This window comes from Kitasatospora sp. NPDC029367 (assembly GCF_055569135.1).
The window spans coordinates 195,810-212,857 of record NZ_JBVHYH010000001.1 but is presented as its reverse complement, the minus strand read 5'-3'; the positions used below and the strand labels follow the sequence as shown (position 1 = coordinate 212,857).

Below are 17,048 nucleotides of genomic sequence, written 5' to 3'. Positions count from 1 at the left end.
GGGAACGCTCATGCCGGGGCGAGGCGTTGGGCCTGGCATGGGGCTGGTCGTGGGAGTGGCGTGCGTGGCCTTGGCCGCGGTCGGGCTGGTGGTGCTGGCGGGTTGGCAGGTGTGGTCCGAGTCCTCGCCGCGCCGTCGTGAGCGCGGGCCCGGGGTCGGCGGCGGTGGCGTGCTGGGCGAGATGCACGCGCTGTTCAGCCCCGGCAAGCGGATCCAGGTCGAGCAGCGCCGGGAGCAGACCTCCCGCCGGGACGACACCCGGGCCGGGGCCCCTCCGCACTTCGGGGTCGACCTGGACCGTGGCGTGGCGGTGCTGCGCCGACCGGACGGCGACGACAACCGGTAGCACCGCCACCGGGCATCGGGGCCGGGCCGGTGGCCGCGGCCGCGTTCTGTGGACCGTCCGTCAGAGCCGGCGGATCCGCTCCTCGTCCGTGGTGCGCGGGCAGGTCAGGCAGGCGAGTGCCTCGGGCCCGACGGCGTAGTAGAGGCAGCAGCCGAGCCGGGTGCGGGTGTGGTGGTCCTGGCCGTCCGGGGTGCGCAGCCGGCGGAAGTCGGCGGCTCCGGGCAGCGGCAGGGTGCCGCCGGGCAGCAGGGCCGCGGCGGCGACGACGGCGGCGTCCTCGCCAGCCGTAACACCACCGGCCGTTGCACCCGCGGCCGCGTCGTCCTGCGCATCGAGCATCCGGCCGAGGTACCAGACGGCGGACGCGAGGTCGTCGGTCACCATGCCCCAGAGCGCGCGGTCGCGGCGCCGGGTCGGTCCGGCGAACGCGGCGAGCACCGGTTCGAGGTGGGCCACCACGGCGGCCCGCAGTTCGGCGCGCAGTTCGTCGTCGCCGGGGAGGGTGACGTGCCCGCGCGGGCGCAGGGCGAGCTCGCCGGTCGGGGCGTGCAGCCAGAGGTCGGCGGGGTCGACGGCGGGGACCCGCCGGGCAAGGTGCCAGGGGCCGGCGATGAGCAGGCAGACGGACCAGGCGTAGTGGTGGAGCAGCCGGGAGGCGGTGACGTGCGGGCGGGGCGCGCGGCCGTGTTCGGCGGCGATCCGCTCCTCCGCCCCGGCCAGTACGGCGGCCAGGGCCCGTTCGTCGGTGGCGAGTCGGGCGCCCGAGTACCAGCCGTCGGCGGCCGAGGGGTCGGGTTCGGCGGGATCGAGCAGGTGCAGCCGGAGCGCGGGGCAGAGTTCGCGCAGCCGCCGGTAGTCGCCGGTCAGACCGGCCGACCGACCGCCGGGGCGAACGGCCGGGGTGCGGGCAGGCGCGGAACAGGCGGGCGGGGAACAGGCCGGTTGGGAGCAGGCCGGTGCGACGGGCAGGGGTGTTCCGGGGACCATCGGCACTCCCGAGATCGACTCCGAGTGATCATTAAGGTGAGGCTCACCTTACAATGCCTCAGAGGGTGCACCGACCACCCGCCCGCAGGGCCGGTTGTGATGTTCGGCCATCGGCACGAGCTTGACGGACTTAGGCAAACCTAACCTAAGATGTCGACTCGTGTTGAGAACCGACCCACCCGCCACCACAGCCCCGGCGACGCCCCGTCCCGCGGCGGCGCTCCGGCGGCCGTTGCTGCTGGTCGCCGGTGTGGCCGCACTCGTGCTGTGCGCCGCCCTGAGCCTCGCCCTGGGCTCCCGCGCCATCCCGCTGTCCACCGTCGTCGACGCCCTCACCGGTGTCGCCCACGGCGGGGACGCCGACGTGGTGACGGGCCTTCGGGTCCCGCGCACGCTCATCGGCCTGGCCGTCGGAGCCGCGCTCGGCGTCGCCGGGGCGGTCGCCCAGGGCGTCACCCGCAACCCCCTGGCCTCCCCGGTCACCCTCGGCATCAACGCCGGCGCGAGCCTCGCCGTGGTCGCCGCGATCTACGCGCTGGACCTCTCCCGCCCCTCCCAGTACGTCTGGTTCGCCTTCGCCGGGGCGGCCGTCGCCGCCGTCTCCGCCTACGGCATGTCCCGGCGCGGCGGGGACCTCGACCCGGTCCGGCTCGCGCTCGGCGGCACCGTGCTCACCGTGGTGCTCACCTCCTGGACCTCCGCGCTGATGCTGGCCAGTCACCGCACCCTGGACGAGGCCCGGTTCTGGCTGGCCGGCTCGATCGCCGGACGCCACCTGGACACCCTCACCCCGGTGCTGCCCTTCCTGGTGCTCGGTCTGGTGGCGGCCTTCGCGATCTCCCCCGCGCTCAACGCGCTGGCCCTGGGCGACGAGACCGCCCAGGCCCTGGGCGTGCCGGTGGCCCGGATCCGGGTGGTCGGCGGACTGGCGGTGGTGCTGCTCGCGGGCAGTGCGGTCGCCGTCTCCGGACCGGTGGCGTTCATCGGACTGGCCGCGCCGCACCTGGTCCGCGCCCTGCTCGGCAACGACCACCGCTGGCTGCTGCCCGGCTGCCTGATCACCGGCCCGCTGCTGCTGCTCGCCGCCGACGTACTCGGCCGGCTCGTGGTGCAGCCCTCCGAGATCGAGGTCGGCATCGTCACCGCCTTCCTCGGCGCGCCGCTGCTCGCGGTGCTGGCCCGGAAGGTGGCCAAGTGAGCGCGCGCAACGGGCGGACCGCCGCGCTGGGCGCGATCGCGCGCCGCCGGGCCCGTACCGCCGGCTGGTCGCTGCTGGCCGTCGCCCTGCTGGTGGTGCTCACCGGCATCGCGCTCGGCACCGGCCAGGTAAGCATCTCCGCCTGGGACGCGCTGCGCGCCCTGTTCGGCCAGGGCCAGCCCGGCGACGTCCTGGTGGTGCAGCAGTTCCGGGCGCCGCGCGTGGTGTCCGCGCTGATCGCGGGGGCCGGGCTGGCGATGGCCGGCTCGATGCTGCAGCGGCTGTTCCGCAATCCGCTGGCCGCCCCCGACACCATCGGGATCACCGGTGGCGCCTCCTTCGGCGCGGTGCTGATGCTCGCCACCGGCGCCTCGCAGCAGCTGATCCCGCTGGCCGCGGTCGGCGGCGGGCTGCTCGCCGCGCTGCTGCTCGGCGGCCTGGCCTGGCGCTCCAGGATGGCCGTGACCCGGCTGGTGCTGGTCGGCCTGGCGGTCCAGCAGGGCCTCGCCGCCGCCGTGAACCTGATGATCGTACGGTTCCCGGCCGAGCTGGCCTCCTCCGCCATGCAGTGGACCACCGGCTCGCTGTACGGGCGCAACTGGACCGAGGTGTGGATCGGCGGCAGCGCCATCGCCCTCACCGCCGCAGCCCTCCTGCTCTGCCAGCGGCGGGTCGCCGTCCTCGACCTCGGCGACGACTCGGCCGGCGGCCTCGGCCTCGACCCCGCCCGGGACCGGCTCTGGCTGCTGCTGCTCACCATCACCCTCGCCTCGCTGGCCGCCGCCCTCACCGGACCGGTCGCCTTCGTCGCCCTCGCCGTCCCCCACCTGGTCCGGCTGCTCGCCGGGCCGCCCACCCCCGGCACCCTCGGCCTCACCGCGCTCACCGGCGCCGTGCTGCTGCTCGCGGCCGACCTCCTCGTGCTGCACGTGATCCCCGTCCACGGCCTGCCGGTCGGTGCCGTCACCGCCACCCTCGGCGCGCCCTGGCTCCTGGTGCTGATGATCCGCCAGGGCCGGCTTCCCCAGAGGAGCAGCTGATGACCTCCCCCTCGGCCCCGGCGACCGCCAACCGGCTCGCCGCCCAAGGCCTCGGACTGCGCTACGGCGACCGGACCATCGTCGACGGCCTCGACCTCGAACTCCCCGGCGGCGCCGTCACCGCGATCGTCGGACCGAACGCCTGCGGCAAGTCGACCCTGCTGCGCGGCCTCGTCCGACTGCTCGACCCGGCCGCCGGCACGGTCACCCTGGACGGCGCCGACATCCACCGGATGCCCGCCCGCACCCTTGCCAAGCGGATGGGCCTGCTGCCGCAGCAGCCCGTCACGCCGGAGGCGGTCACCGTCGAGGCCCTGGTCCGGCTCGGACGCTACCCGCACCAGCGGATGCTCAGCCCGTGGTCCAAGGCCGACCAGGCGGCGGTCGAGGAGGCCCTGGAGCGCACCGGGACCGCCGAGTTGCGCGACCGGCAGGTCGACCGGCTCTCCGGCGGGCAGCGCCAGCGGGTCTGGATCGCGCTCGCGCTCGCCCAGGAGACCGACCTGCTGCTGCTCGACGAGCCGACCACCTTCCTCGACCTGCGGCACCAGCTCGACGTGCTCGACCTGGTCGCCGACCTGCATGCCGAGGCCGGGCGCACCGTCGTGATGGTGCTGCACGACCTCGGACAGGCCGCGCGGTACGCCGACCACCTGGTGGTGCTCAAGGACGGGCGGCTCGCCGCGGCCGGTCCGCCCGCCGAGGTCCTGACGGCCGAACTGGTCGAGGCCGTCTTCGGTGTGCCGTGCCGGGTCGTGCCCGACCCGGAGACCGGCACTCCGCTGGTCGTGCCGCGGGCCCGGGTGCGCACTGGCGCTGCGGCCGCTGCCGTCTGACCCCCACCGCCCTTCCCCTCGCCCTTTCCCTCCCCTCCTCCCTCTTCCGTCTCCCCTCTTCCGTCTCCCCGTTCGACCCGATCCAAGGAACTCCGATGAACCGCCGACTCCCCGTCGCCGTCCTCGCCGTCACGCTGTCCGCCACGCTCCTCGCCGCCTGCGGCAGCAACGGGGACGGCGCCAAGTCCGGTGGTGACTCCGGCTCCTCCGCCGCCGCCTCGGCCGGCACCGCCGCCGGCTTCCCGCGCACCGTCAAGCACGCCGCCGGGACCGCCCAGATCAAGTCCCAGCCCAAGCGCGTCGTGGTGCTGGACAGCGGCGAGCTGGACGACGTCACGCTGCTCGGCATCACGCCGGTCGGCGCGGTGTCCCCGCACATGAAGACCGAGGGCGGGTTCCCGAACTACCTCAAGGACAAGATCAAGGACACCAAGGACGTCGGCCCGATGAACGAGCCGAACCTGGAGCTGATCGCCTCCCTCAAGCCCGACCTGATCCTCTCCTCCAAGGTCCGGCACGCCAAGGTGTACGACCAGCTGAACGCGATCGCGCCGACCGTGCTGGCCGAGACCACCGGTTTCCCGTGGAAGGAGAACCTCGCGCTGTACGCCCAGGCCCTCGGCAAGGAGGACGAGGCGAAGAAGGCGCTGGCCGACTACGAGGAGCGGGCGCACAAGCTGGGCGAGGCGATCAAGGCCAAGTACAACGGGACGATGCCGACCGCCTCGGTGGTCCGCTTCGTGGCCGGCCCGACCCGCCTGTACGCGAAGGCCTCCTACAGCGGCGTGGTGCTCAAGGACGTCGGCCTGACCCGCCCGGCCCCGCAGGACGTGGACAAGAACATCATCGAGGTCAGCGCCGAGCAGGTCAGCCAGGCCGACGCCGACCTGGTGTTCGTCACCACTGCTGACGACCCGTCCAAGACCAAGGAGAGCGAGGTCCAGCAGACCCCGGTCTGGCAGGGCCTGAACGCCGTCAAGAACAACAAGGTCTTCACCGTGCCGGACGAGACCTGGATGTCCGGCATCGGCGTCCAGGCCGCGGACGCGATGCTCGTCGACATCGCCAAGGCGGCGGGCGTGGACGCGCCCAAGTAGCCGTCGCCCAACGCCCCGCGCCCCAAGCCCCGCGCCCCGCGCCCCGCGCCCCGCGCCCCACGAACAGCTGACGGCGAACAGATTTCAGAATTCAACTTTCAGAGTTCATCTTTCAGACGACAGATAACAGATTTCGAACTCTGTCATCTGTTCGCCGTCCTTCGTCCGCCACCACGCCCCGAGGACCCTCCCCATGCGGCTCTACCTGCTCGCCCTCAACCCCACCGACTCGGTCACCCGTGGCTTCCTACCCGCCGCAGCCCGGCTCGGACTCGACGTCACCGTCCTCACCGACCACGTCGAGGCCCACCAACGCGCCTACGCCGAGGCGGAGTTCACCTGCGAGGTGGTGGAGTGCGACGTGCAGGACTTCCGCGAGGTCATCGGCCTGATATCCCAGCACCACACACCGGCCGCGGTGTTCAGCAACAGCGACCACCTGCAGACCCAGACCGCCCTGGTCGCCGAGTACTTCGGCCTGGCGGGCAAGGACTGGAAGGCCGCCCTGCGGACCAAGAACAAGGGCGAGCTGCGCCGCCACCTCGCCGAGTCCGGCCTGGACGCGGTGGAGTCCGCCGAGCTGGCACCCGGGCAGGACCCGACCGGCCTCACTCCCTCGTTCCCGTGCATCGTCAAGCCGCGCGAGGGCGTCGCCAGCGAGGACGTCACCCTGGTCGCCGATGCCGCCGAACTCGCGCTGCGGGTCAAGGAGATCCAGCAGCGCCGCCCCGGGGCCACCCTGGTGGTCGAGGAGTTCCTGGCCGGTGAGCTGTGCACCCTGGAGACCCTGGGCGACGGCCGGACCAGGCGCGTCCTCGGCGGCTTCCGCACCCGGCTCTCCCCGCCGCCGGACTTCATCGAAGAGGTACTGACCTTCACCCCGGCGCACCCCCGCCCGGTGGTCGAGCAGGTGCTCGCCCAGCTCGACGCCCTCGGGGTCGGACTCGGCGCCTGCCACACCGAGTTCGTCCTCCAGCCGGACGGCCGAGCCCGCATCATCGAGGTCAACTACCGCGCCATCGGGGACCAGTGCGACCTGATGCTCGCCGAGATCCTCGGGATCCCCTACTTCGAGCTGGTGCTGCGCACCCACCTCGGCGAGGAGCTGCCCGCCGACCTGGGCGCCCGCAGCGATCAGCGGGCCCGCCACGAGCGGGTCTGCGCCGAGCAGGCCGGCACCCTGACCGCCGCCCCCGAGCCGCGCTTCGAGCGACGGGCCGACGGGGTGACGCTGTCCTACCTGCCGGTTCGCGAGCTCGGCGCCCGGCACGAGCTCTACCGCACCAACCGCGACTACCTGGGCATCGTCTGGGCCGTCGGCCCGGACCAGGACGCGGTGGACGGCGCGGTCGCGGAGTTCATCGCCGCCAACCGCTGGGAGATCACCGCGTGAGCCCGGCCGATCATCCCGCCCCCACCGCTTCGACACCCACCGAGACCGTCCCCACTGATTCGGCACCCACCGCTTCGACCCCCGCCGCGCAGCTCACCCTGCGGGTGCTGTCCGCCCTGCTGCGTGAGGACGTGCTCGGCCTGCGCGCCCGCGGCACCCTGGAGCAACGTCCGGACGGCCCCTGGCTGAGCGACGGTTCGCTCGCCCTGCCGGTCGTCCCCGACGGCTTCCAGGCCGACCACGCCGCCCGGCTGCCGGAGCTGGAGGTCGACGGCGCCCGGCTCACCGAACTGGCCGCCGTCCTGGCCCTGCTGGCGGAGCGGGCCGATCCGCTGGACCGCCCCGGCCACCTGGCCTTCGCCGAGGAGTGCCGGCAGACCCTCGCCACGATGGAGCTGCACGACCGGGTGCGGCCCGAGGTGCTGGCCGAACTCGCCGAGCGCTACAGCAAGGACGTGGCGGACTGGGCCGGCCCGCGAGCCGCGCTCGGCTTCGAGACCCTCGCCGCCTTCCTGGACCACCCCGTCTACCCGACCGCGCGCGGCCGCTCCGGCCTGAGCGAGGCCCAACTGCGCTCCTACGCGCCGGAGTTCCACCCAAGCTTCGAGCTGCGCTGGCTCGCCGTCCCATCCGGCCGACTGACCGTGTACGGCGACGGCCCACTGCCCGCGTGGTGGCCGAGCGCCGAACAGCTCGGCGTGCCGGGAGAGTTCACCACCGTCCCGGTCCATCCGCTCACCGCGGACGAGGACTTCGCGCGGATCGTGCCGGGCGCGGTGCTCGCGCCCGAGCCGTACCTCGACGTGCTCCCCACGCTGTCCATGCGCACCGTCGCCGTGGCCGCCGACCCGTCCTGCCACCTCAAACTGCCGCTCGCCACCGCGACCCTGGGCCTGCGTAACCGCCGCACCATCAAGCCGGTCACCCTGGTCAACGGCGCGGTCGGGCAGCGCCTGGTGGAGGCCGTGGCCGCCCACGAACCGCGCTTCGCCGGGCGGATCCTGCACGCCGACGAACAGCGCTACGCCCACGCCGAGGACGAGCTGCTGGCCGTCCTGCTGCGCCGCTACCCGGCGAGCCTGGACGACGCCGTCACCGTCCCGCTGGCGGCCCTGCTCGCCGAGGCGCCCGACGGCCGACTGGTGATCGACCACCTGGCCGACCGCTTCCACCACGGCTCCGTCCCCACGCTGTACGAGGAGCTGCTGCGGCTGCTGGTCGACTGGCAGACCACCCTGTTCGGCCACGGCATCGCCCTGGAGTCGCACCAGCAGAACACCTCGCTGGTCCTCGACGGCACCGGCCTGCGGCTGCTCTACAAGGACAACGACGGCCCCCGGGTCAACACCACCCGGGTGGGCCGCTCCCCCGTCCGCGAACTGGCCGCCCTGGTCGCCGAGTTCCGCGACCCGAGGATCCTCGGCGAGCAGGACCGCGCACTCACCGACCTGTTCACCACCATCACCGGCCACCTGTGCACCGCCTCGCTCGCCTTCGGCCTGGCCGCGCACGGCCGGGTGCCGCTGGCGCGGAGCCTGGAGCTGCTGCGCACCGTCCTCACCGAGGCGGTCGACCGGCTGGGCCCGGCCGGACAACCGCTGCGCACCGACCTGTTGGACGCCGAACGCCTGCCGGTCAAGGCCATGGTGAGCGCCGGGACGCTGCTCAGCAAGGAGCGCAGCGGCGCCGCGGACATCAACAAGCACTACACCGACGGCCCCAACTACCTCCTTCCCGAGGACCGTTCGTGACGACCGTCGAACCCCTGTCGCGGCCGGCCGAGGCCACGGGGCTGGACCGGCGCCAGGTGCACGCGGTGGCGGCCTGCTACTTCGTCGCCTCCTTCGCCGCCCTCGGCCTGCCTCCGTACCTCACCGAGATCCTCCCCACCCTCGGGGACCACAGCGGCCACTGGGCCGGTCTGCTGTACGTCGTGCCGACCGTCTTCACCGCCCTCGGCGCTCCGCTGTGGGGCCGGCTGGCCGATCGCTTCGGCCAGAAGCGGCTGCTGCTGCGCGCCCAACTCGGCCTCGCCGTCTCCTTCCTGCTCGCCGGAGCCGCCGACAGCCTGCCCGCGTTCACCGTCGCACTGGTGCTCCAGGGCTTCCTCGGCGGCACCTTCTCCGCCACCAACGGCTACCTCGCCGCGGCGCTGGACGGCTCCCGGCTGTCCAAGGCGCTGACCCTGATGCAGGGCAGCGCCCGGGCGGCCCTGGTCGCGGCGCCGATCCTGGTCGGCGCACTGTCGCCGTGGATCGACCCGCACCGGCAGTACCTGGTGATGGCGGTGCTGCCGCTGACCGCCGCGGCACTGCTCAACTCCCTTCCGGAGCCGGTCCGTCCGCCCCTCGCCCCGGCGGGCCACGACACCGGCACGAACACCCCAACCGTCTCGGCCGTCCCGGCCGACCGGCCCGGCTCGCTCCGGCTGCTCTACACCTTCGAGTTCGCCTTCGTCTTCGCCACCATCATCTCCTTCCCGTACCTGATCACCCTGGTCCAGCAGCGGCTGCCAGGGGCCGGCGGCACCGTCGCGGGCCTGCTGTTCGCACTGCCGCACCTGGTCTACCTGGTCGGTGCCGGCCGGGTGCACGCCGCCGTCGAGGCACGTCCGCGCAGCGGACTGGCCCTGGGCTTCGCCCTGGTGGCCGTCGGACTGGTCGGCCACGCCCCGGCCCACTCGCTGCTCACCTTCGCCCTCACCCGAGCGGTGCTCGGACTCGGCATGACCTTCGGCCTGGTCTGCCTCGCCGTCCTCGCCGCCGAAGCCGCCCGCGGCCGCGCGCCGGGCCGGATGTTCGGCACCCGCGAAACCGTCTCCAAGTGCGGTGCCGTCGCCGCCGGACTGGCCGCCGCGCTCGCCAACGGCAGCGGCGGACCGGCCGCCCCGGTCGTCACCGGCACCGTCGCCGCACTGGCCGCCGCCCTGCTCGCCCTCCTGACCCGTAGGAGTCCCCGATGACCGCCCGGCCCACCACCCTCCCCGCCATGCCGTCGACCACGGATCCCGCCGAACTGCCCGGCGCGGACGAGGCGGTGGCGCACACCCTCCTCAACTGCCTGCTGCGCGAGGTGTCCGCCCCCGAGCACCAGACCGCCGTCGACGACGGGCGCCTGCTGCTGCGCCTGCCCCGCCGCGGCACCCTGCTGCGGGTCGCCCTGCGCCGGACCTCGCTGCTCGGAGCACACCGGTTCACCGGTCCCGTACACGAGGAAACCCCGGACGGCTGGCGCGAGTTGGGCTGGCGCGAGCTCGCCGGGTACGCCCAGGACGAGCTGGAGCTGCGCACCGGCACGGTGAACGAGGAGTTCCTCGACCAGGTGGCCTCCAGCCACCGGGGCGTCGGCGCGGGCCTGGCCGACCGGCCGGCCGCCGGGGCGGACCGCTACCTGGAGTCCGAGCAGGCCCTGCTGTTCGGCCACCGCTTCCACCCGGCCCCCAAGTCCCGCTCCGCCGCCCGGGGCGACTGGCGCCACTACGCGCCGGAGTCCCGCGCGGCCTTCCCGCTGCGCCACCTGGCCGTACGCGCCGAGCTGCTGGCCGAGGAGTCCGTGGACCCGGGGGCGAGCGCCGTACTGGACGGCCTCGGTGAGGTGCCGGACGGCTACCGGCTGCTGCCCGCCCACCCCTGGCAGTACCAACTCGTCGGCGACCACCCGCTGTTGCGCGCGGCCCTGGCCCGCGGCGACGTCCTGGACCTCGGCCCCCGAGGCGAGCGCTTCGCCGCCACCGCCTCGGTGCGCACCCTGTACGGCGCGGACGCCTTCCTCAAGTTCAGCCTCAACGTGCGCATCACCAACTGCCTGCGGAAGAACGCCGCCTACGAACTCACCGGCGCCGTCCGGCTCACCAGCGTGCTGGAGCCGGTGCTGACCGACCTGGCCGAGCGCTTCCCGGACGCGGCCATGCTGCGCGAACCCGCCTTCCGCACCCTCGCCCTCCCGGGCGCCGACGGCCACCCCGACCGGGCCCTGTTCGAGGGCTTCGGCCTGATCCTGCGCGAGGGCTTCGGCGGGCTGCTGCGGCCCGGTGTCACCCCGCTGCTCGCCGGCGCCGTCGCCGACGAGCACCCGACCAGCTCGGCCCACATTTCCCGCCTGCTGGACGGGAGTTCGGGCGGTGCGGCCGCCCTCGGCTGGTGGCGCGACTACCTGCGACTGCTCCTCCCGCCGGTGCTGGCGGCCTACTTCGACCACGGCGTGGTGCTGGAGCCGCACCTGCAGAACGTACTGATCGGCGTCGACGCGGACGGTCGGCCGGCCCAGGTGCTCTTCCGCGACCTGGAGGGCACCAAGCTCGTCCCCGAGCAGAACGCCGAACTGCTCGCCGCCCTGCCGCCCGAGGTGGCCGGCCCGATGACGTACGACGCCGAGCGCGGCTGGGACCGGGTGGTCTACTGCCTGCTGGTCAACCACGTCGCCGAGCTGCTCGCCGCCCTCGCCGACCGCCACCCCGAGTTGGAGGGCGCGCTCTGGCAGGCCGTCCGGGACGCCCTGGAGGAGTACGCGGCCGCCCACGGCCGCCCCCCGCGACTGCGGGCACTGCTGGCCGGCGTCCCGCTGCCCGCCAAGGCCAACCTGCTCACCCGCTGGGAGCGCAAGGCCGACCGGGAGGCCGGGTACGTCCGGCTGCCCTCCCCGCTGGCCGGCTCGGTGCTCGCCGAGGCCGCCCGCATGACCGCCCACCTTCCGACCGGGAGCGCCGTCCGATGAGCCACACCCCGACCACCGGCGCCCCGGTGACCGACACCGTCCACCGCCACGTCGCCTCTCTCGCACCCGACCAACTGCCCGCCTACGTCTACGACCTGGCCGCCCTGCGGGAGCACGCCGCCGCCGTCCGGGCCGCACTGCCCGAGCGGGTCGAGCTGTACTACGCCGCCAAGGCCAACCCGGACGCGCCGCTGCTGACCGCGCTGCGCGACGCCGTCGACGGCTACGAGGTCTCCAGCGGCGGGGAGTTGGCGCACGTACGGGCCGCCGTCCCGGACGCGCCGCTGGCCTTCGGCGGACCGGGCAAGACCCCCGCCGAGATCCTCGCGGCCGTGGACGCCGGAGTGCACCGCTGGCACGTCGAGAGCGAGCAGGAACTGCACCGGCTCGCCGCCGTCCTGGCAGAGCGCCCGGCGGTGGTCGTGGACGTCCTGCTGCGGGTGAACCTGCCGGTGGCCACCGACGCCCTGGACGCGGTGCCGCTGGCGATGGGCGGACGCCCGACCCCGTTCGGGCTCGACCCCGACCGGGCCGAGGAGTGCGTCCGACTGCTCACCGACGGCGGCCCGCTCGGGCACCGGCTGCGGCTGCGCGGGGTGCACGCCCACCTGGCCAGCGGGCTCGCAGCGGACGAGCAGCTGGCGGTCGCCGGGCAGATCGTCGCCTGGTCGGCCGAACTGGCCGACCGGCACGGCTTCCCGCTCGCCGAGGTCAACGTCGGCGGCGGGATGGCGGTGGACTACGACGACCCGGCGCGGCTCTTCGACTGGACGGCCTTCGGCGAGGGCCTGGCCAAGCTGCTCGACGCCCACCCCGGGCTGACCCTGCGGATCGAGCCCGGGCGGGCGCTGACCGCCTACTGCGGCTGGTACGCGACCGAGGTGCTGGACGTGAAGCGCAGCCACGGCGAGGACTTCGCGGTGGTCCGCGGCGGCACCCACCACCTGCGCACCCCGGCCACCCGCGGGCACTCCCAGCCCTTCGCGGTGCTCCCGGTGGGCGCCTGGCCGCATCCCTGGCCGCGCCCCGCCGTCACCACCGGCCGGGCCACCCTGGCCGGGCAGCTGTGCACCCCGAAGGACGTCCTGGCCCGAGCCGCGGACGGCGCGGCGCACCTGCGGACGGCGGACCGAGTGCTGTTCGCCATGGCGGGCGCGTACGGGTGGAACATCTCGCACCACGAGTTCCTGATGCACCCGCGGCCCGGGTTCCACTACCTGGGCGACTGACCGGCAGCCGACGGGGAGCCGGAGGGGAACCGGCAGACAATCAACGGATAGCGATGACGGGGAACAGATAACAGATGACAGATTTCGAAATCTGTCATCTGTTATCTGTTCCCCGTCTCCCGTCCCCGTTCCCCGTCTCCCGCTCCCGCCCGCCGTCACCGGCCGGCCGACACCCCCTCCCCCCACTCGTGCGAGAGTGGTAACCGGCGAAGGGAGCGCGAACGTGCTGATGGACAAGGTGGCGGAGATACTCGCCGAGGCCTCGGCCGAGGCGGTGGAGCCGCGCTTCCGGGCGTTGACCGCCGGCGAGGTGATGGAGAAGGCACCCGGCGAGGTCGTGACCATCGCCGACCGCGAGGCCGAGGCGATCATCGCCCGCCGCCTGCAGGAACTGCTGCCCGTCCCGGTGGTCGGTGAGGAGGCCGTGGCCGCCGACCCGTCGCTCGCCCTGGCCATCCACGACGAGCCCGCCGTCTGGCTGGTCGACCCGGTGGACGGCACCGCCAACTTCGTCGCGGGCCGCCCCGACTACGCCGTGATGTGCTCCCTGGTCCGCAGCGGCCTGACCGTCGCCTCGTGGATCTGGCAGCCCGCCACCGCGACCGCCTACCGCGCCGAACTGGGCTCCGGCGCCTGGCGGGACGGCGAACGCCTCACCCGCCGCCCCGCGCCCGCCGACGCCGGGAAGCTGACCGGCATCCTCAAGAGCCGCTTCCTCGACCCGGCCGACCGCCACCGCCTGGAGTCGCACTGCGCGGCCTTCGGCGAGATCTCCCCCGGCCGCAGCGCCGCCGGGATGGAGTACCCCGACGTCGTCGAGGGCCGGACCGACTTCATCTTCTACTGGCGGACCCTCCCCTGGGACCACGCCCCGGGTTCCCTGCTGCTCTCCGAGGCCGGCGGTGTCGCGGCCCGCATGGACGGCGCCCCGTACCGCCCCGAGGCCCCCGGCTGCGAGGACGGCCTGCTGGTCGCCGCCGACCCCGACACCTGGGAACTCACCCGCGGCGTCCTGCTGAACGGCTGACCCCACCGGAGCCGCCCGGCCGGCCCTCCCCTGCCCAGGCACCTGTCCCCGGGCGGGGCACCGCTACCCCGCCCGCTCCCCGGCGACCTTGCGCCCCGCGCCGACCACCTCCCGCAGCAGCGCCCCCACCTCGCCCACCGTCGTGTGCGGGTTGAGCAGCGTGAGTTTCAGCCGCACCCGCCCGGGCCCGTCCCCCGGCAGCTCGGTCCGCCCGACCACCGCCCGCCCGGTGCGCAGCAGCAGCCGACGCAGCTGCCCGTTCAACTCGTCCACGGCGGCCTCATCCGTCATCCCGGGCGGCCGGTAGCGGAACAGCAGCGTGGTGAGGACGGGTTCGGCGTGCAGTTCGAGCGAGGGTTCGGCCCGGACGGCGTCCGCGGCCGCCAGCGCCAGGTCATGGCAGGCGTCCACGAGCCGGCCGAGTCCTTCCCGGCCGAGGGTGCGCAGCGTGACGGCGAGCTTGAAGGCGTCGGCCCGCCGGGTGGTGCGCAGCGAGCGGCCGAGCAGGCTCGGGTAGCCGGCCCGCTCGTCGTCCACGGGGTTGAGGTACTCGGCGCGCCGGGCCAGCGAGACGTACGTCTCGGCCCGGCGGACCAGGAAGACCCCGGCGGCCGCGGGCTGCCAGCCGAGCTTGTGCCAGTCCAGGGAGACGGAGTCGGCGCGGGCGACGCCGTCGAGCAGCGGGGCGAGCCGGTCGGAGAGCAGCGCGCCGCCGCCGTACGCGGCGTCGACGTGCAGCCAGGCGCCGTAGCGGCCGGCCAGGTCGGCGGCGGCGTGCAGCGGGTCGATGGCGCCGGTGTCGGTGGTGCCGGCGGTGGCGACGACGGCGATCGGGGTGTGTCCGGCCCAGCTGGCCTCGGCCAGGGTGCGTTCCAACTCCTCCGGGGGCATGCGCAGTCGGCGGTCCACCGGGACGGCGAGGACGGAGCGTTCGCCGAGTCCGAGCAGGGCGGCCGCGCGCTGGACGGAGAAGTGGGCGGCCTCGGAGGCGAGGATGCAGGGCCGGGTGCCGGCCGGGATGCCGTCCAGTTCCACGATGCCGTCGAGCTTCTGGTCCCGCGCCAGCATCAGGCCCATCAGGTTGGACTCGGTGCCGCCGGAGGTGAGCACCCCGGCCGCGCGGCGCGGGTCGTAGCCGACCAGGGTGGCGAGTTCGGCGAGCAGGGCGGTTTCCAGGGCGGTCGCGGCGGGGGCCTGGTCCCAGGAGTCCTGGGAGGGGTTGAGCACGCTGACCGCGAGGTCGGCGGCGGCCGCGACGGCGAGCGGCGGGCAGTGCAGATGGGCGGCGCAGGCCGGGTCGGCGGGGTCGGCGGCGCCGTAGGCGAGCAGTTCGGTGAGCCGGGCGAGCGCGCCGTGTCCCCCGGCGCCGGCGAGGCCGTCCGCGACCAGGGCGGCGATCTCGGCCGGGCTGCCGGCGGGTAGTGGCCCGGAGCGCAGCGCGGTGCCGGTGTCAAGGGCGTCGAGGACGGTGGCCAGTAGCGGACCGAGGGCTCCGGGCCCGGCCGCGCCACCCGCGAGGGCGTCCAGGTCGCCGCCCTCGCCGGGCAGTTCGGGCGGCTCCGCCCCGGAGTCGGCGGCGGTCACGCCCCACCCCGCGCCGTCGACCCCGGAGCCGTGGCCCGGGCCCCCGAGGCCCCCGACGTCCCCAGGGCCCCCGACGCACCCGACGTAACCGAGGTCGCCGACGCGACCGAGGCCACCGAGGCCACCGCGATCGCCTCCGCCAGCCGCTCCAGCACGGCCGCGACCTGCTCGTCGGTGATGGTCAGCGGCGGCAGCAGCCGCAGCACCGCGTCGTGCCGCCCGCCGAGTTCGACGATCAGCCCGCGCGCCAGGCAGGCCTCGCGGACCCGTACGGCGAGCGCGGGGGCGGCCGGGCGGGCGCCGCAGGCGTCGGGGGCGGCGTCGGGGTCGACCAGTTCGACCCCGATCATCAGCCCGCGCCCGCGCACGTCGCCGATCGCGGGCAGTTCGGCGGCGAGGTCGCGCAGCCGGGCGGTGATCCGCTCGCCCGCCACGGCGGCGCGCTCGGCCAGTCCGTGCGCGGCGACGTACCGCAGGGTGGCGGCTCCGGCGGCCATCGCGAGGGTGTTGCCGCGGAAGGTGCCGGTGTGGGCGCCGGGCCGCCAACCGTCGTAGTCCTCGCGGTAGACGACCACGGCGAGCGGCAGGCTGCCGCCGATGGCCTTGGAGAGCACCATCGCGTCCGGGACGATGCCGCTGTGTTCGACGGCCCACATCGCGCCGGTCCGTCCGACGCCGGTCTGCACCTCGTCCACGATCAGCGGGATGCCGCGCTCGGCGGTGATCCGGCGCATCTCGCGCAGCCAGCCGTCGGGGGCGGGCACCACCCCGCCCTCGCCCTGGACGGCCTCCAGGATCATCGCGGCGGGCGGCACCACACCGCCGGAGGGGTCGTCCAGCAGCCGCTCGACGTAGGTGGCGCCGAGGTCGGCGCCCGCCTCGCCGCCGACCCCGAACGGGCAGCGGTAGCCGTACGGGTAGGGCAGCCGGACGACCTCGCCGCCGCCGGGCAGCGGTTCCTTGACGGCGACGTTGCCGGTGAGCGCGAGGGCGCCGGCCGTCATGCCGTGGTAGGCGCCGGTGAAGGCGAGGGCGCCGGAGCGCCCGGTGGCGGTCTGCATCAGCTTGAGGGCGGCTTCGACGGCGTCCGTCCCGGCCGGTCCGCAGAAGTGCACCCGGGCGCGGGAGGCGAACTCGGGGGGCAGGCTCTCGAACAGCGCGCTGGTGAAGTCGTCCTTCTCGGCGGTGGCCAGGTCGAGCAGGTGCAGCGGGGCACCGCTGTCGAGGGTGCGGCGGATCGCCTCCAGCACCACCGGGTGGTTGTGTCCGAGGGCGAGCGTCCCGGCGCCGGAGAGGCAGTCCAGGTAGCGGCGGCCGTCGGCGCCCTCGACGGTCATGCCGTGGGCCCGGACCGGGACGATCGGGAAGGACCGGGCGTACGTCCGGGCGGCGGACTCGCGGACGCGCTGGCGGCGCAGGATGGCCTCGCCGGAGGGCGGGGCCGCGGCGGCGGTGGCCCCGGAGGCGGCCTGGGCGGGTACGGCGGCGAGCGACAAGGCGAACCCCCAGAAGAAGTTAGGTAAGCCTAACTTTATCGCCCGCGACCTGCCGGAATGCCGCGGGGGCGCCCAGAACCACCCGAGTGAGTGAACCTCCCG

At 74.6% G+C, this 17,048-nt stretch carries 14 protein-coding genes; 11 read left to right on the top strand and 3 right to left on the bottom strand.

The window, feature by feature from the left end; translation table 11 throughout:
- Nucleotides 1-64: 64 nt before the first annotated feature.
- Nucleotides 65-346: a DUF6191 domain-containing protein gene (locus tag ACZ4W5_RS01005; protein ID WP_465651875.1), complete on the top strand. Its 282-nt coding sequence runs from the start codon at nucleotides 65-67 to the stop codon at nucleotides 344-346.
- A gap of 60 nt (nucleotides 347-406) precedes the next feature.
- Here ACZ4W5_RS01005 and ACZ4W5_RS01000 read toward each other — a convergent pair whose 3' ends face one another.
- Nucleotides 407-1,333, bottom strand: coding sequence for an iron-sulfur protein (locus tag ACZ4W5_RS01000; RefSeq protein ID WP_465651873.1), 927 nt, complete (start codon nucleotides 1,331-1,333; stop codon nucleotides 407-409).
- A 160-nt stretch (nucleotides 1,334-1,493) separates the two neighbouring features.
- Here ACZ4W5_RS01000 and ACZ4W5_RS00995 point away from each other — a divergent pair, with 160 nt between their 5' ends.
- The 10 genes from ACZ4W5_RS00995 to ACZ4W5_RS00950 all read left to right on the top strand — a co-directional run bounded on the left by ACZ4W5_RS00995 (nucleotide 1,494) and on the right by ACZ4W5_RS00950 (nucleotide 13,866).
- Nucleotides 1,494-2,531 (top strand): FecCD family ABC transporter permease, encoded by a 1,038-nt coding sequence (locus ACZ4W5_RS00995; RefSeq protein WP_465651872.1) that lies wholly within the window; start codon nucleotides 1,494-1,496, stop codon nucleotides 2,529-2,531.
- Nucleotides 2,528-3,571 carry a FecCD family ABC transporter permease gene (locus ACZ4W5_RS00990; protein ID WP_465651870.1) on the top strand — a complete coding sequence of 348 codons (1,044 nt, stop codon included), beginning with the start codon at nucleotides 2,528-2,530 and terminating at the stop codon, nucleotides 3,569-3,571. The genes ACZ4W5_RS00995 and ACZ4W5_RS00990 overlap by 4 nt, the downstream gene beginning before the upstream one ends.
- Nucleotides 3,571-4,407: an ABC transporter ATP-binding protein gene (locus tag ACZ4W5_RS00985; protein ID WP_360229796.1), complete on the top strand. Its 837-nt coding sequence runs from the start codon at nucleotides 3,571-3,573 to the stop codon at nucleotides 4,405-4,407. Before ACZ4W5_RS00990 ends, ACZ4W5_RS00985 begins: the two co-directional genes overlap by 1 nt.
- Nucleotides 4,408-4,502: 95 nt before the next feature.
- The gene (locus tag ACZ4W5_RS00980; RefSeq protein WP_360229798.1) at nucleotides 4,503-5,504 is read left to right on the top strand and encodes an ABC transporter substrate-binding protein; all 1,002 of its coding nucleotides are present in this window, start codon (nucleotides 4,503-4,505) and stop codon (nucleotides 5,502-5,504) included.
- Nucleotides 5,505-5,697: 193 nt separating this feature from the next.
- Nucleotides 5,698-6,897, top strand: coding sequence for an ATP-grasp domain-containing protein (locus tag ACZ4W5_RS00975; protein WP_465651867.1), 1,200 nt, complete (start codon nucleotides 5,698-5,700; stop codon nucleotides 6,895-6,897).
- A complete protein-coding gene (locus ACZ4W5_RS00970; protein ID WP_465651865.1) occupies nucleotides 6,894-8,648 on the top strand; it encodes an IucA/IucC family protein in 1,755 nt (584 codons plus the stop codon). The genes ACZ4W5_RS00975 and ACZ4W5_RS00970 overlap by 4 nt, the downstream gene beginning before the upstream one ends.
- A complete protein-coding gene (locus ACZ4W5_RS00965) occupies nucleotides 8,645-9,859 on the top strand; it encodes an MFS transporter (protein ID WP_465651863.1) in 1,215 nt (404 codons plus the stop codon). Before ACZ4W5_RS00970 ends, ACZ4W5_RS00965 begins: the two co-directional genes overlap by 4 nt.
- Nucleotides 9,856-11,610 (top strand): IucA/IucC family protein, encoded by a 1,755-nt coding sequence (locus tag ACZ4W5_RS00960; RefSeq protein ID WP_465651861.1) that lies wholly within the window; start codon nucleotides 9,856-9,858, stop codon nucleotides 11,608-11,610. The genes ACZ4W5_RS00965 and ACZ4W5_RS00960 overlap by 4 nt, the downstream gene beginning before the upstream one ends.
- On the top strand, nucleotides 11,607-12,839 hold the full coding sequence (locus tag ACZ4W5_RS00955; protein ID WP_360229804.1) for a type III PLP-dependent enzyme: 1,233 nt from the start codon (nucleotides 11,607-11,609) through the stop codon (nucleotides 12,837-12,839). The genes ACZ4W5_RS00960 and ACZ4W5_RS00955 overlap by 4 nt, the downstream gene beginning before the upstream one ends.
- Before the next feature lie 229 nt (nucleotides 12,840-13,068).
- A complete protein-coding gene (locus tag ACZ4W5_RS00950; RefSeq protein ID WP_465652198.1) occupies nucleotides 13,069-13,866 on the top strand; it encodes an inositol monophosphatase family protein in 798 nt (265 codons plus the stop codon).
- Between the two features lie 63 nt (nucleotides 13,867-13,929).
- Here the strand turns inward: ACZ4W5_RS00950 and ACZ4W5_RS00945 are convergent, their stop codons facing one another.
- Together ACZ4W5_RS00945 and ACZ4W5_RS00940 are read right to left on the bottom strand one after the other, a co-directional pair.
- Nucleotides 13,930-15,414: a pyridoxal phosphate-dependent decarboxylase family protein gene (locus ACZ4W5_RS00945; protein WP_465652196.1), complete on the bottom strand. Its 1,485-nt coding sequence runs from the start codon at nucleotides 15,412-15,414 to the stop codon at nucleotides 13,930-13,932.
- Between the two features lie 32 nt (nucleotides 15,415-15,446).
- On the bottom strand, nucleotides 15,447-16,946 hold the full coding sequence (locus tag ACZ4W5_RS00940) for a diaminobutyrate--2-oxoglutarate transaminase (RefSeq protein ID WP_465651859.1): 1,500 nt from the start codon (nucleotides 16,944-16,946) through the stop codon (nucleotides 15,447-15,449).
- Nucleotides 16,947-17,048: the final 102 nt, after the last annotated feature.